General features: G+C 63.1%; 15 protein-coding genes. 7 read left to right on the top strand and 8 right to left on the bottom strand.

The features are described 5' to 3' along the window. Positions 1–4: 4 nt before the first annotated feature. The 6 genes from AB4Y31_RS24785 (at position 5) to AB4Y31_RS24760 (ending at position 6,224) form a co-directional block, all read left to right on the top strand. The gene (locus AB4Y31_RS24785) at positions 5–805 is read left to right on the top strand and encodes a xanthine dehydrogenase family protein subunit M (protein ID WP_368676295.1); all 801 of its coding nucleotides are present in this window, start codon (positions 5–7) and stop codon (positions 803–805) included. Between the two features lie 101 nt (positions 806–906). Further along, entirely contained in the window at positions 907–1,794 is an 888-nt protein-coding gene (locus tag AB4Y31_RS24780) for an AAA family ATPase (protein ID WP_368676294.1), read from the top strand. 3 nt (positions 1,795–1,797) lie between these two features. Beyond that, entirely contained in the window at positions 1,798–3,051 is a 1,254-nt protein-coding gene (locus tag AB4Y31_RS24775) for a VWA domain-containing protein (protein WP_368676293.1), read from the top strand. After that, positions 3,042–3,650 (top strand): CoxG family protein, encoded by a 609-nt coding sequence (locus tag AB4Y31_RS24770; protein WP_368676292.1) that lies wholly within the window; start codon positions 3,042–3,044, stop codon positions 3,648–3,650. Before AB4Y31_RS24775 ends, AB4Y31_RS24770 begins: the two co-directional genes overlap by 10 nt. Continuing rightward, positions 3,623–4,645, top strand: a complete 1,023-nt coding sequence (locus tag AB4Y31_RS24765; protein ID WP_368676291.1) for an XdhC family protein — start codon at positions 3,623–3,625, stop codon at positions 4,643–4,645. The genes AB4Y31_RS24770 and AB4Y31_RS24765 overlap by 28 nt, the downstream gene beginning before the upstream one ends. Positions 4,646–4,781: 136 nt before the next feature. After that, positions 4,782–6,224, top strand: a complete 1,443-nt coding sequence (locus AB4Y31_RS24760; protein ID WP_368676290.1) for an aspartate aminotransferase family protein — start codon at positions 4,782–4,784, stop codon at positions 6,222–6,224. Here AB4Y31_RS24760 and AB4Y31_RS24755 read toward each other — a convergent pair. Then, positions 6,193–6,660: a DUF5615 family PIN-like protein gene (locus tag AB4Y31_RS24755; protein WP_368676289.1), complete on the bottom strand. Its 468-nt coding sequence runs from the start codon at positions 6,658–6,660 to the stop codon at positions 6,193–6,195. The genes AB4Y31_RS24760 and AB4Y31_RS24755 overlap by 32 nt on opposite strands. Next, complete coding sequence (locus AB4Y31_RS24750; RefSeq protein WP_368676288.1) at positions 6,657–7,331, bottom strand: DUF433 domain-containing protein; 675 nt, start codon at positions 7,329–7,331, stop codon at positions 6,657–6,659. Before AB4Y31_RS24750 ends, AB4Y31_RS24755 begins: the two co-directional genes overlap by 4 nt. Before the next feature lie 200 nt (positions 7,332–7,531). On the opposite strand from AB4Y31_RS24750, the gene AB4Y31_RS24745 reads away from it, so the two are divergent. Beyond that, positions 7,532–7,933, top strand: a complete 402-nt coding sequence (locus tag AB4Y31_RS24745; RefSeq protein ID WP_368676287.1) for a hypothetical protein — start codon at positions 7,532–7,534, stop codon at positions 7,931–7,933. A 36-nt stretch (positions 7,934–7,969) separates the two neighbouring features. Here AB4Y31_RS24745 and AB4Y31_RS24740 read toward each other — a convergent pair whose 3' ends face one another. The 6 genes from AB4Y31_RS24740 to AB4Y31_RS24715 all read right to left on the bottom strand — a co-directional run bounded on the left by AB4Y31_RS24740 (position 7,970) and on the right by AB4Y31_RS24715 (position 14,175). Then, positions 7,970–8,350 carry a hypothetical protein gene (locus AB4Y31_RS24740; protein ID WP_107153344.1) on the bottom strand — a complete coding sequence of 127 codons (381 nt, stop codon included), beginning with the start codon at positions 8,348–8,350 and terminating at the stop codon, positions 7,970–7,972. Between the two features lie 147 nt (positions 8,351–8,497). After that, positions 8,498–9,505 (bottom strand): rhamnose ABC transporter substrate-binding protein, encoded by a 1,008-nt coding sequence (gene rhaS / locus AB4Y31_RS24735; protein WP_368676286.1) that lies wholly within the window; start codon positions 9,503–9,505, stop codon positions 8,498–8,500. Positions 9,506–9,622: 117 nt separating this feature from the next. After that, positions 9,623–10,624, bottom strand: coding sequence for an ABC transporter permease (locus AB4Y31_RS24730; RefSeq protein ID WP_368676285.1), 1,002 nt, complete (start codon positions 10,622–10,624; stop codon positions 9,623–9,625). Further along, positions 10,617–11,684, bottom strand: coding sequence for an ABC transporter permease (locus AB4Y31_RS24725; protein WP_368676284.1), 1,068 nt, complete (start codon positions 11,682–11,684; stop codon positions 10,617–10,619). The genes AB4Y31_RS24730 and AB4Y31_RS24725 overlap by 8 nt, the downstream gene beginning before the upstream one ends. After that, complete coding sequence (locus AB4Y31_RS24720; protein WP_368676283.1) at positions 11,681–13,231, bottom strand: sugar ABC transporter ATP-binding protein; 1,551 nt, start codon at positions 13,229–13,231, stop codon at positions 11,681–11,683. Before AB4Y31_RS24720 ends, AB4Y31_RS24725 begins: the two co-directional genes overlap by 4 nt. Before the next feature lie 35 nt (positions 13,232–13,266). Then, positions 13,267–14,175, bottom strand: a complete 909-nt coding sequence (locus AB4Y31_RS24715; RefSeq protein ID WP_368676282.1) for an amidohydrolase — start codon at positions 14,173–14,175, stop codon at positions 13,267–13,269. Position 14,176: the final 1 nt, after the last annotated feature.

Here is a 14,176-nt window from a genome sequence, read left to right as displayed (position 1 = left end):
CTCAATGTATTCGTATTCATTCGACTACGAGCGCGCCTCCGACGCGAAGGCAGCCGTCGCTTCGCTGACGGCCGACGGCGAAGCGAAGTACCTCGCGGGCGGTCAGAGTCTCTTGCCGACGATGCGGCTGCGGCTTGCTCAACCGGCCAAGCTCATCGACGTGACGCGCATCGCCGCGCTAAAGGAGATTCGCGTGGACGCGGCGATGGTTACGATCGGCGCGGCGGTCTGCCATGCGGACGTCGCCGAACATGCCGACATCCGGCGGGTATTGCCGGGGCTCGCCGAGCTTGCGGGCAACATCGGCGATCGACAGGTGCGCGCGCGCGGCACACTGGGCGGATCGCTCGCCAACGACGATCCGGCCGCCGATTATCCGGCTGCCGTGCTCGGGCTCGCGGCAACGATCGTGACCGACAGGCGACGAATCGCGGCCGACGACTTTTTCGTCGACATGTACGAGACCGCGCTCGAGCCCAGCGAGCTGATCGTGGCCGTGGAGTTCCCCGTGCCGCAAACGTGCGCCTACGAGAAATTCCGCAATCCCGCTTCGCAGTTCGCGCTCGTCGGCGTATTCGTCGCCCGGCATGCGGATGGCGTGCGCGTCGCCGTCACGGGCGCCGCTTCTTCGGTCTTTCGCTCGACGGAGCTCGAGAAGGCGCTCACCGCCGACTTCACGAGCGCGGCCGCGCGCTCCGTGACGATCGCACCCGACGGCCTCAACACCGATCTGCACGCGAGCGCCGATTACCGCGCGCATCTGATCCCCGTGCTCGCCGCGCGCGCGGTCGAGCGGGCACGCTAGATCGGAAGCGATGCACAATCGAACAATGCTAAGGACTTCGAAGTAATCACGGAGCACGGAATCGCGCACCATACCGGGGCGCGACTCCGGCCCAGGCGACGATGCAACCGATGACGATCGATGAGACGCTCGCTCAGCTCTCGGCAGAGGGATACTTCGCGAGCCGCGAGTTGGCGACGGCGCTCTTTCTCGCGCTGCGCATGGACAGGCCGCTCTTTTTGGAGGGAGAGCCCGGCGTCGGCAAGACGGAGCTCGCAAAAGCCGCGGCCGGCATGCTCGGCACGGCGTTGCTACGCCTTCAATGCTATGAAGGTCTCGACACGGCAAGCGCGCTCTACGAGTGGGACTACCCACGCCAGATCATGGCATTGCGTCTTGCCGAAGCAGCCGGCGAGCATCCGACCAACGACACGCTCTATCGCGGCGAATTCCTGCTCAAGCGCCCCCTGCTGCAGGCGCTCCTGCCCGACGAACAGCATCCGGGCGCGCAGCGTGTATTGCTGATCGACGAGATCGACCGCGCCGACGAGCCGTTCGAGGCGTTTTTGCTCGAGCTGCTTTCGGATTTCCAGGTCTCGATACCCGAGTACGGCACGGTGCGCGCCGAGCGCGCCCCGCTCATCGTCATGACGTCGAATCGTACGCGCGAAGTGCACGATGCGTTGAAGCGCCGTTGTCTTTACCAATGGATCGACTATCCCGAGCGCGAGCGCGAGCTCGCCATCGTCGCCGCACGAGCCCCCGAAGCGGGCGCCGAGCTGCAGCGGCGCGCGGTCGGTTTCGTTCATCGTCTTCGCGCGATGGACCTATTCAAGGCGCCCGGTATCGCCGAGACGATCGACTGGTGCCGCGCGCTCGCCGCGTTGAGTGTCACGGAGCTCGATCCGCAATCGGTGCGGGACACGCTTGGCGTGCTGCTCAAGTATCAAGACGATCTGGCCCGCCTCGATGCCGAGCGCATCGCTCAATGTCTCGTTGCGCCGGAGTGAACGATGGCAGGCATCGAGCAGAACGCGACAGAAACCGGCGACGCACCGATGTTCGGGCGCAACGTCGTTCATTTCGTGCGGCTCTTGCGCGCGGCAGGACTGCCGATGTCGCCCGCGCACGCAGTCGATGCGCTGGAAGCGTTGCGTCTCGTCGACGTAGGGCGTCGCGACGACGTGCAGGCCGCACTCGCCGCGGTGCTCGTCTCGGCCCCGGACGAACGCACGCTTTTCGATGCGGCGTTCGACGTATTCTGGCGCGATCCCGATTGGGAAGGCCGCCTTCGCGCGCTGATGCTGCCCAAAGCAAAATCGGGCGTACCGCCTGCCCCGCGCAACAACCGGCTCGCGGATGCGCTCGCCAGTCGCGCTCGAGACGCTTCGCCCGGTCATGTCGGCGAGGCAACGCAACACGAGTTGCACGCGCATGTGTCGTTCAGCGCCGAGGAACGGCTGCGTCGGCGCGACTTCGATACGCTGAGCGCCGACGAGTGGCGCATGCTGCGCCATCTGATCCGCAGCCGGCGCGTTTCGCTCGCGACCGAACCCACACGCCGTTTGCACGCTGCCTCGCATGGCACGCACGCCGATTTGCGCGCGAGCGCTCGCCAGGCCGTGCGTGAAGGCGGCGACTGGGTCGTCTGGAAATACCGCGCCGCGCGCGAGCGCAAGCCGCCGCTCGTCCTGCTGCTCGACATCTCCGGATCGATGAGCAGCTACTCGCGGGCGGTACTTTACTTTTGCCATGCGCTGCTGCACTCGCGCGAGCGCCTCCAGGTCTTTCTGTTCGGCACCCGCCTCACGAATGCGACGCGTGCGCTGCGCGAGCGCGACCCGGACATTGCGATCGCGGCGCTTGCCGAACACGTAGCCGACTGGTCCGGCGGCACGCGCATCGGCGCCGCGCTCGCCGAGTTCAATCGACGTTGGGCAAGGCGCGTTCTCTCGGGCCGCGCGACAGTCCTCCTCGTCACGGACGGACTCGATCACGAGGCCATCGATCTGCTCGAGACAGAAATGGCGCGGCTCGCGCGCTTCGCGCATCGCATCGTCTGGCTCAACCCCCTATTGCGATATGCGCAGTTCACCCCGCGTGCGCGCGGCATTCAGGCTATCCTCCCTCATGTCGACGCACACCGTCCCGTTCACAACCTGGACAGCCTGATCGCATTCGGGCACGACTTCGCTACGCTCGCGCGCGTCCCGCGCTTCAGAGCGGTCGCGTCGTCATCATCGGAAGGAGCGATGTCATGGAACTGACCGAGCAGCACATCCTGCCCGTTCCGCAACAGCGTGCGTGGGAGGCGTTGAACGACACATCCGTCCTGCGCGCGACGATTCCTGGCTGCGAAAGCTTCGAGGCGGACGGCGAAAACGGCTACGCGGTCGCGATGCGCGCGGCGGTAGGGCCGGTCAAGGCGAATTTCAAGGGACGCATGTCGCTGACGGATATCAATGCGCCGCACAGCTATACCGTCGTCTTCGAAGGGCAAGGCGGCGTGGCCGGCTTCGCGAAGGGCACGGCTCAGGTCGTGCTGGAACCCGAGAGTGAAACATCGACAAAGCTTTCATATACGGCGAAAGCGCAAGTCGGAGGAAAGCTAGCGCAAATCGGCTCGCGACTCGTCGATGGCGCTGCGCGTAAGATTGCGGGTGAATTCTTCAAACGTTTCTCGGCGTATATGACGGGCGAGGCTGAGCCGGACGCTCAGGCGGCCGAGTCCGAAAGCCCTGACGGCGCCGGCGACAATACCAGTGCGCAAACGGCCGATCCGTCGGAACGCGCGGCCGAAGCCGCCGAGCATGCGCCTGGAGGAAAGGGACATAAATCATGGAAAGCGTGGATCTCGAAGTTCTGAGGTCGAGCGTGCGATGGCTCGAGGACGGCCATCGCGTATTGCTCGTGACGGTGGTGAAGACGTGGGGCTCGTCGCCGCGCCCGCAGGGCGCGATGCTCGCCGTGCGCGACGACGGCCTCGTGGTCGGCTCGGTTTCGGGCGGATGCATCGAAGACGATCTGATCGACCGTGTGCGCCGCGCAGGCATCGAGCAAACGCGGCCGGAGGCGGTCAAGTACGGCATTTCGGCCGAGGAAGCCCATCGCTTCGGGCTGCCCTGCGGCGGCACGATCGAGCTCGTGCTCGAGCCGCTGACGCAGGCGAGTCGTATCGGCGAACTCTGCAACGACGTGGAAGCGGGGCGGCTCGTCGCTCGGACGCTCGATTTGGAGACGGGCATGGCCACGCTCGCGGCCGCGCAAGCGACGGACGGCCTCGAGTTCGACGGTAAGCGGCTCTTGACGATTCATGGGCCGCGCTATCGGATGCTCGTGATCGGCGCGGGGCAGTTATCGCGCTATCTCGCCAGCATCGCAGTGGGGCTCGACTATCAGGTCACCATTTGCGATCCGCGCGAAGAGTACACCGACGAGTGGGACGTGCCCGGCACGACTGTCGTGCGGACGATGCCCGACGATACCGTCCTCGATATGCGGCTCGACGAGCGCTCGGCCGTCATCGCGCTGACGCACGATCCGAAACTCGACGACCTGGCCCTGATGGAAGCGCTGAAGACACCCGCGTTTTACGTCGGCGCCCTTGGCTCGCGCCGCAATAATGCCGCGCGACGCGAACGCCTGAAAGAGTTCGATCTGACCGACGGGGAGCTTGCGCGGCTGCACGGGCCTGTGGGGATCTACATCGGCAGCCGGACGCCACCCGAAATCGCCATTTCGATTTTGGCCGAAGTAACCGCAGCAAAGAACGGCGTATCGTTGCCGACACTGCTGCAGGTGGAAGGCGCCAAGGCCGCCCGGGAACAGGCGGCGAGCGAAGGCTCCACTTGCAAGGTCTGAGTGGCGCGGCCATAAGGTGCCCCGTTTCCTGAGTGGACGCTGGACGCCAGCCTCCCGGGGCAACCGCGCACTCAGAGATCGAGGGATCGTAAGACAATCGCTCAGTAGTCCCAATCAAACACTCGCCGAAAATCGCATGAGCCAATCGTCGCCGTTCCGCCCTGCCCTCGAACACGCCCTCGATCACGCTCTGACTTATCTCGACAATCTGTCATGCCGTCCCGTCGCCGCGGAAGCCACACTCGAATCGTTGCGCGCGCGCTTGGGAAAACCGCTCGGTGAAAACGGGATTCCGGCCGATCAGGTCATCGACGAGCTGGTTGCCGACACGGCGGGCGGCATCGTCGGCAGCGCGGGCGGTCGTTTCTTCGGCTGGGTGATAGGCGGAGCGCTGCCGGCGGCGCTCGGCGCCGATTGGCTCACGAGCGCCTGGGATCAAAACGCGGCGTCATACGCTTGCGCGCCTGCGGAAGCAGTCGTCGAGGAAGTGTGCGGTGCGTGGCTGAAGGATCTGTTGCGGCTCCCGCACGATGCGAGCTTTGCATTGACGAGCGGTTGCCAAATGGCGCACCTGACCGCCCTCGCCGCCGCACGGCATGGCCTGCTGGAGCGGCGCGGCTGGCAAGTCGAGAGCGATGGTCTCTTCGGCGCTCCCAAAATCCGCGTGCTCAGCAGCGACCAGTTTCACGGCAGCGTGACGCAGGCGCTGCGCCTTCTCGGAATGGGGACGAGCGCGATCCAGCCGTTGCCGTCGAGCGAGGCGGGTCAACTCGAAGCGGCCACGCTCGAAGCCGCGCTGCGAGAATCGCCCGAAGCGCCGACGATCGTGCTGCTGCAGGCGGGCGATCTGAACATCGGTGCATTCGATCCGTACCCCGAACTCCTACCGCTCGCCCATCGATATGGCGCTTGGGTTCATATAGATGGAGCGTTCGGGCTCTGGGTCAATACCAGCGCGCGGTACCGCCATCTGCTCGAAGGCGTCGAGCAGGCGGACTCATGGGCCACCGACGGGCACAAATGGCTCAATGTCCCTTACGACAGCGGCTTCGCGTTCGTCGCGCATCCCGACGCTCATCGCAATGCGATGTCGCATCATGCGAGCTATGTCTCGTACAACGAGCAGGTGCGGGAGCAAAAGGACTGGACACCCGTCTGGTCCCGGCGAGGCCGTGGTTTCGCCGCCTACGCGGCGCTGCGCGAACTCGGCCGCAACGGCGTCGCGTCGCTCATCGAGCGGAACTGCGAGGCGGCGCGTGCGTTGGCGAACGGAATCTCGGCGCTGCCGGGCGTGGTTCTCGTCCGAGAGCCGCAGATCAATCAAGGGCTCGTTCGCTTCCTCGATCCACGCCCGGGCGCAACCGAGCAGGATCACGACGCGCGAACCGATTCCGTCACGGAAGCCGTGCTCGAAACGGGCGAAGCGCTTTTCAGCAATACGACGTGGCGCGGGAAGCGGTATATGCGGATTTCGGTTTGCAACTGGCAAACGAATGACGATGACCTCGCTCGAGCGATCGCGGCTGTCGCGAGCGTTGTCCGACAAATCAAAACTGCGTCGAGCAATCGCTGCGCTTAGGCGAGTCGTCCACCTCTACAGGGTCCGGAATGCCGTAGCGCAGGATCGTGACTTCGCCGCATTCGTCCTCGGCCACTTCAAGCGCCTGGTTGACGAGGTCTTCCAGCGTTGCCACTTCTTGTAGAGCGTAGCCAAAAAGCTCAGTCTGGCGGTCAGGGCTCATCGTAAATGCCGAAGCCAGACAGACTAGCCCCGCATGAATCGCTTCTCGGGAGTAAAGCCCTCCCGGCAGACTTGCGTCCGGTCCGCGAAAATCGACTGCGTTATGCGTGACGATCGTATAGTCGCCATCAATTGCAAAGCGGACCAACCGATGATCCTTCATCCCCGATAGACCGCGATCACGCACGCATGTGGATTCCAAATATCCTGCGGCCCGCGCCACTTTGACGAGGCCCGGCCACAAACATTCATCGATCAGAAAGCGGTACCTCACTCACCGCCCCGTGCACGGCGAACCACCTTTCTACTAATCAACCGCAATTGAGCATTGGTTTCGTCGAGCCGCCGCGGACGCCCAGGGCGAGGATGGGCCTTCATGTATATCTCCGCGTCGACCAATAACTGCTCGGTCAAAAATGGATACGCGGCCTGCAGCTCTGCGAGCCCTACGCCGCTTTCACGCGCGGCAAGCACGTTGGCGACGGGCACGCGCGTCCCTGCGAAGCAAGGAGCACCGCTCAATACCTCCGGGTCTTCCACGATGTGCAGCGAAGCCTCCGAGACTTGCGACGCGCGTCGCGATGCCTCCTCGACGAAGCGGGTCAAGAACACGGTAAACGTTTCGCTCGCGACACTCCAATCGAACCCGGCTCGTAGCACCCACTCGCTTAGCGCAAGAAAGTCATCGAAATCCGGCCGTTCCGATAGCCTCTCGATCAGCGTTTGGATGACCTTCACTCGCGCAGCGCGCGTCAAGTCTTCGCTCGCCCTGAAGTAGAAAAGGGCGATCGGCGCCGTAAGCGGCGCGAAGCGACGCCCCTCGCCACGAAAAAAGAGAACCGCCGGCAAAACGTTTTCATCGACCAGCCGGTTCACGTCCTTGTCCGTCAAGCCGGCTATGAAGGCGATCTCGGCAGCCGACACTCCGTTTTTAGCGCTCAGCATGGTAGTGCTCCAGGTTCTGGTCCAACGGCGCAAAATGTTTCCGGTCTATCGGAAACATTATAACCGATCTGCGAATCTTGACAACGGTAAGCCCAGTCCTAAGCGAGCCAGCCGCCACGGCTTCGCGGTTGATTGCTGCACCCGGCACGGATGTCTATCCTTCTTTGTGTCGGAGTCATATCTCGATGCATGGAGGTCGAATGGGCACGATATCCGCGACCGCGTTCAGATTGCCGCCGTCCGTCATCTCTGCACTATTTGGCTTGTTCGCCATGTGGGGCATCGCCGCCACGGCGGACGGCTCGAATGCTCCGGCTGCGCAAAGCATCGAGGTGTTGTCCGGCACCTATGGCTCGAATTGTGGCCTGCCACGCGGCAACGCAAGCCGTGACCTCACGCGCCGATGCAACGGGAACGAAACGTGTTCTTACGAATTGGGGGATCGGTTAGGGAGCGAGCCTATGAAACAGTGCCGCCCTGATTTCCTCGCCGAATGGCGCTGCGGAAATGCCGAGCTTCATACCGCCGCGCTGGCTCCTGAAGCAAAGTCTGGCGACACGCTCGTGCTGAGCTGTGCGCGGGTAACAGGCGCTGGCAAGTGACTGCCGTTGGCGCAGTCGAGGAGGACCGACTGTCCCCTATTGATCAAGACCCGCTGGAACGCCGGTCCCGCCGCGCATCTTGCTAATCGCCCATTTGCTCATGTCCTTGTGCTCGAACTTGATTTCATAATCAAGAGCAGAGTCGACGACGAGCAAGAAAAGGCCTTCGGGCTTATCGAGAATGGCCAATAGCGCTCGGCCTTGCGCCGTCACAGCGTGAAAAAAGTCCTTGTGCTTTAAGACATCGACAATGTCGACGCCCCTCTCATGCACGTACGAAGCTTTCGCCTCCGATACAGCATCACGCACACAAATTCGTAAAAATGCCTTTCGCCAGTCCGGAGCAACATCCCGGACCAGAGAAACGAGCCCTTTGGCAAGGTCAACGACAAGTGGTGTCGCCTCTTCTTTGATCATCAGCACCCCGTTACATTGATTCGACCGAACCGATCGTCGCCAACCAATCCCGAATTTGCCAATCAGTATAGGGCGCCACGATAACACCGAACGCCCGGCGCTCGCCATCGCAAACGGATGGCAATGCCCCAGGCGTTGCCCCGCGACTTAGAAATTGAAATTGTCGATATTCGACGCGTCGAACGTCGTCGGCGGCCCCAGGATGATTTCGCCGTCCTTGCCGATGGTCCGCTTGCCGAGCTTGCCCGCATCGAACGATTCGCCTTCCTTGCCCGTGATCGCGCCCGAAGCGAGATTTGCCGCGGCATAAGCAGCGAGGTAGCCGAGCTGGCCCGGATCCCAGAGCTGGAACGCCTTGACGGTGCCGTCCTTCACGAACGCGCGCATTTGATTCGGCGTACCGAGCCCCGTCACCGCCACCTTGCCTTTGTAGGGCGACGAAGCGATATAGCGGGCGGCGGCGGCAATGCCCACCGAGGTCGGCGCGACGATCGCCTTCAGATTCGGATACGCTTGCAGCAAGCCCTGGGTCTCGACGAAGGACTTCTGATCGTCGTCGTTGCCGTAGGCGATCTTCACGAGCTTCATCTTCGAGTACTCGGGCTTCTTGAGCTCCTCCTGCATCCACTTGATCCAGGTGTTCTGATTCGTCGCATTCGGCGTTGCGGACAGAATCGCGAATTCACCCTCGCCGCCCATCAGTTTCGAAACGAGCTGAATCTGCCCGCGGCCGATGCTCTCGGCATTAGCCTGGTTGACGAACAGTTGTCGACCCGTCGGCGCCGTATCGGAATCGAACGTCACCACCTTGATGCCTTGCGCCATCGCTCTCTTCAGGTAAGGAACGAGAGCGTTCGCATCGTTGGCGGCAATGACGATCGCATTCTGTCGTTGCGTGGTGAGTGTGTTGATGTACGAAACTTGCGACGACGCACCCGCATCCGAAGGGCCCACGACCTTGCCATCGCCCTTGAACTCCTTGATAGCCTCCATTCCTCCGTTGTCGGCGATGACTTCATAGGGATTGTTGATCTGCTTCGGAACGAAAGCAATCTTGAGCCCTTCCTTGATGCTGGCCGCGGATGCCGTCGTGCCGATCGCCAAAAGCATCGCACAAAGCACCGCGGATGCGGCACGACCTGATAGCTTCAACATGAATCGTCTCCTCTTCGAATAATCGGACGCGCGTCCGAGTCATTGCCACACAATCGAACTGCACGATGATGAAGACCCGCTTTCATCGAATGCCCGTCGCCGGCGATGCTTCACGCATCACTCGGCAACGAGCCGCTTGTCCCGCCCCGCGCGCCACCGGGCGGCCAGATTCGGAATCAGCACCGAGGCGAGCAGCAGCGCACCGGTGACGATCGTGAGCGTTTCGCTCGATACGTCGACGAGCGTCAGCGCGTTCTTCAGCACGCCGACGATCAGCAACGACAGCATCACGCCGTACATCGAGCCGCGGCCGCCGAAGATGCTGACTCCGCCGAACAGCACCGCCGCGATGACGGACAGCTCGAAGCCTTCGCCGTTATCGCCGCGCGCGCTCGTAAAGCGCAGCGTGTAGAGGATGCCGGCGAGCGCGCTCATCGCTCCCGACAGCACGAAGAGGCGCAGCTTGATCTTGCCGACTTCGATTCCCGAAAAAGCGGCTGCCGACGCATTGGCTCCGATCGCATAGAGACTCCGCCCGAACGCCGTTGCCTGAAGCAGCACCGTGAAGGCCACGGCCGCCACGATGACGATCGTGAACGGCAAAGGAATGAACGTGGAGCCGAGCGTGTTCATGCCGAAGAGCGTATAGCCGGGCGGAAAATCGGCCACGGCCTGATCGCCAAGCAGCACGTACGCAACGCCGCGAAAAAGCGCTAGCGTGCCGATCGTCACAGCAAGCGAAGGCAGCTCGAGCTTCACGACGATAAGCCCATTGAGAAGCCCGGCCAACGCGCCGGCCAGGAGCACGAGCAGCATGACGACAGGCATCGGCAATCCCGCATGCCAGAGCACGCCCATCAAGGCGCTAGAGGCACCGAGGACGGACGCCACGGAAAGATCGATCTCGGCCGCGACGATGATGAGCGTCATCGGCAACGCCATCAGCGCAATCTCGGTGAGCTCGGCAAGCGCGTTGGCGAGATTGGCCGAACTCAGAAAAACGGGCGACAGTACGCGCCCGAGAATGAGCGATGCGAGCAGGATGACGACGAGCAGCGCCTCCCACTGCAACGGGATGCCGGACGTGCGCGTGCGCGCCGCCGAATCGGGCTTAGCCATGTTCGCGTTTCCTCATCATGCGCTTGGCCACCGAGCGGGCAAGCAACGTATCGGTTGCGATCGCCGCGACGATGAGCGCGCCTTCGATCGCCTGTTCCCAAAACGGCGAGACATGCAGCACCACGAGCGCAATGCTGATCACGCCGAGCACGAGCGCGCCGAGCGTGGCACCGAGAATCGTGCCGACGCCGCCCGTGATCGCCACGCTGCCGACGACGGCCGCCGCGACGACTTGGAGCTCGATGCCCTTGGCCGTTCCCGCCTCGACGGTGCCGAAACGCGCGAGCCAGAGCGCGCCGGCAAGACCGGCTATCGCGCCGGAAATCAGAAAGCCCGCCATCACGCGCCGCTCGACGTCGATCCCCGCGAGCCGAGCCGCTTCGAGGTTCGATCCAATCGCGTAGTGCTCGCGGCCGGGGCGAAACTGTTTCAGATAAACCGAGAGCGCAACAAGCAGCGCGGCGGCGATGAGGACGAGCGTCGGTACGCCGAACACGGAGCCTGTCGCAAGGCGGGAAAACGCTTCGGGCAGGCTTGTCGCGTTGATCTGACCGCCGTGCACCCACGCATAGTCCGCCCCCCGGAATATGTAGAGCGTGGACAACGTCGCGACGAGCGATGGCACGCGGCCGACTGCGACGAGCAACCCGTTGATCGCGCCGGCAACGAGCCCGATCGCGATGCCCGAAGCCAACGCCACGACGACGGGCATCTGAGGGAACGTCACATAAAGACTGCCGACCGCATAAGCGCTGATGCCGACCGTCGACCCGATCGAAAGATCGATATGGCGCATCAGGATGACGATCGTCATTCCGGCCGTCAGCAGGCTGATGATCGAAACGTTGAGGAGGACGTCCCGCAAGTTCTGCAGATTGAGAAACTGCGGCTCGGCGAGGGCCGTTGTGCCGATCAGCAACAGCAAAACGACAAACAGTGTGCTTTCCCTGCTCTGCAAAAGCTTCTCGACGAAGCGCCGGCTGCCGTCGCGACGGCCGGCTGCGTCGGCCTTCTGGTGCCGCAAAGTCTCGGCGTCGTGAGTGGTTGAATGGCGCATCATGCCGCGTGCCCAAGATGAATGTTCGATTGCCCGAGCGCCGCCGCCATGATTCGCTCCTCCGTCGCGTCGGCGCGCGAAAGCTCGGCGCTGATTTTTCCCTCGTGCATGACGAGAACGCGATCGGCCATGCCGATCACTTCGGGCAATTCGCTCGAGATCATCAGCACCGCGAGGCCCTCGCGCACGAGGCCCGCGAGCGTGCCGTACACTTCCGCCTTTGCGCCGACGTCGATGCCGCGCGTCGGCTCATCGATGATCAATACCTTCGGGCCCGTGGCCAGCCACTTGCCGAGCACGACTTTTTGCTGATTGCCACCCGACAATGTGCCGACGGGCGCGAGCAAATCGCTCGCCTTCAGTTGCAATTGCTTGCCCCATCTTTTGGCGAGCGCGACTTCGCGCGCGGTCGATAGGAGTCCGAAGCGAGTCAGCCGGCCGAGGACCGTCATCGACGCATTGCGTGCGATGCTGAGCTCGAGCGCCAGGCCCTGTTGCCGGCGATCTTCGGGGACGAGCGCGAGGCCGGCACGGATCGATGCGGCCGGTTGCCCCATCGCGAGCCGCTTGCCCGCGATATGCACGTGTCCGCTGTCGCTTGGATCGATGCCGAAGATCGCGCGCGCCACCTCGCTGCGTCCCGCGCCGACGAGCCCCGCGAGCGCAACGATCTCGCCAGCGCGAACATCGAACGAAATATCGTGAAAAACGCCGGTACGCGTGAGCCCGCGCACGGAGAGCAACACTTCGCCGGGCTGCACGTCCGCTTTGGGATAGAACGTCTCCAAATCGCGGCCGACCATCTTCGCGACGATCGTTGCCGTGTTCAGCTCGCTCACGGGTGCGTCGGAAACCTTTGCACCGTCCCGCATGATCGTGACGTGCTGCGCGAGCGCAAAGACCTCCTCCAGACGATGCGTGATGAAGAGAATCGCGACGCCGCGCTCGCGCAGCTTGCGCACGATGGCGAAGAGCCGTTCGACCTCGGGCAGCGAGAGCGCCGCTGTCGGCTCGTCCATGATCAGCACGTTCGCGTTGAGCGAAAGCGCCTTTGCGATTTCGATCACCTGCTGATCGGCGATCGAGAGACCCCGCACGGGCTGCTCGGCTCGCAACTCGACGCCGAGCGAGACGAGCAACGCATCGACTTCGCGGCACATCGTGCCGTATTCGATGCGCCCAAGGCGATCGACAGGCTGACGACCCATATAGATGTTTTCGGCGATCGAGAGATCGAAGAACAGCGTCGGCTCTTGATAGATCACCGCGATTCCCGCATCGCGGGCCTGGGCCGGCGAGAAAAAATGCCGTTCGATGCCGTCGATGAGCAGCGTTCCACTATCGGGCTGGTGAACACCCGCCAGGATTTTGACGAGCGTCGATTTGCCCGCGCCATTTTCGCCCAGCAGCGCATGGACCTCGCCCGGCCAAAGCGTCAGGTTGCCCTCCGCGAGCGCAAGCACACGGCCGAACGATTTGCGCGCGTGGCGCAAATCGAGGCGTGGCACACGTGCGCCCTCCGTCTTCGTCTCCAAGCTCGTCTCCTTCATCGTCGGCGAACGACGCGAACCGCCGCGCCCGCCGATCACATTCTGTAAATACGTTCCGCGTTCGTCCGAAAAAGCGCCGCCTTCTCGTCGTCGCTGGCTCCGCTCACGATCTCCGCATACGCATGCCAAAGATCGGAATAGGAACCGAAGAGCCTGTCGACCGGAAAGTTCGACGCGAACATTGCGCGCTCGACGCCGAACGTATCGATCGTCTGCAATACGTATGGCCTGAAGCTCTCGATCGTCCACCTGTGATCGAACATGGCAAGCCCGCTGATTTTGACCGTGACGTTCGGCAACGCGGCGAGCGCACGGAGCCCGTCGCGCCACTCGCGATAACCGGCGACGCTATGCCGATCGACGAACATGCCCGCGTGATTGACGATGATTTGAATGCCCGGATGCGCGCGGGCGAGCGCCGCCGCCTCTTCCATCTGCGACGGATAGAGCTGCATGTCGAATGACAGCGCGAATCGCTCGAGCAGCGCGAAGTTCGCGCGCCAAGTTTCATCGCGCAGATAGCGACGCTGAACGTAGCTGTAGAGCGGATTCGGATGGACGTTCAGAATTTGCCGGATCCCTCGCATGTTGGCGAAAACGGCATGCGCCGCGAGCGTGTCCGCCGCGTCGGGGGCCGATAGGTCGGCCGCCGCCACGATGGCCTCGGGAAGACGGTGCTTTGCATTGCCTCGCTGCTGACCGGCATCCGCCAGCGACTGCAGCCAACGCGTCTCTTCCACTGGATCGGCCGGATCGTGATTCGCTTCGACGTGCACCACCTTCAACACGTCGATGTCGCCCGAATCGGCGAGGAAGTCGGCAGGCAGATAGTTATGCTTGAGACGGCTCGCGTCCCCCACGAACGACGTGCCGGGATTGTCGAGCCACGGGTAACGGTGGCTATCGAGATCCCAGAAGTGGACATGCGGATCGACGACTTGCATG

Source organism: Trinickia sp. EG282A (assembly GCF_040965455.1).
GTDB classification, from domain to species: Bacteria; Pseudomonadota; Gammaproteobacteria; order Burkholderiales; family Burkholderiaceae; genus Trinickia; species Trinickia symbiotica.
The sequence above is the reverse complement of the archived record's forward strand: the minus strand, read 5'-3'. Positions and strand labels throughout refer to the sequence as shown.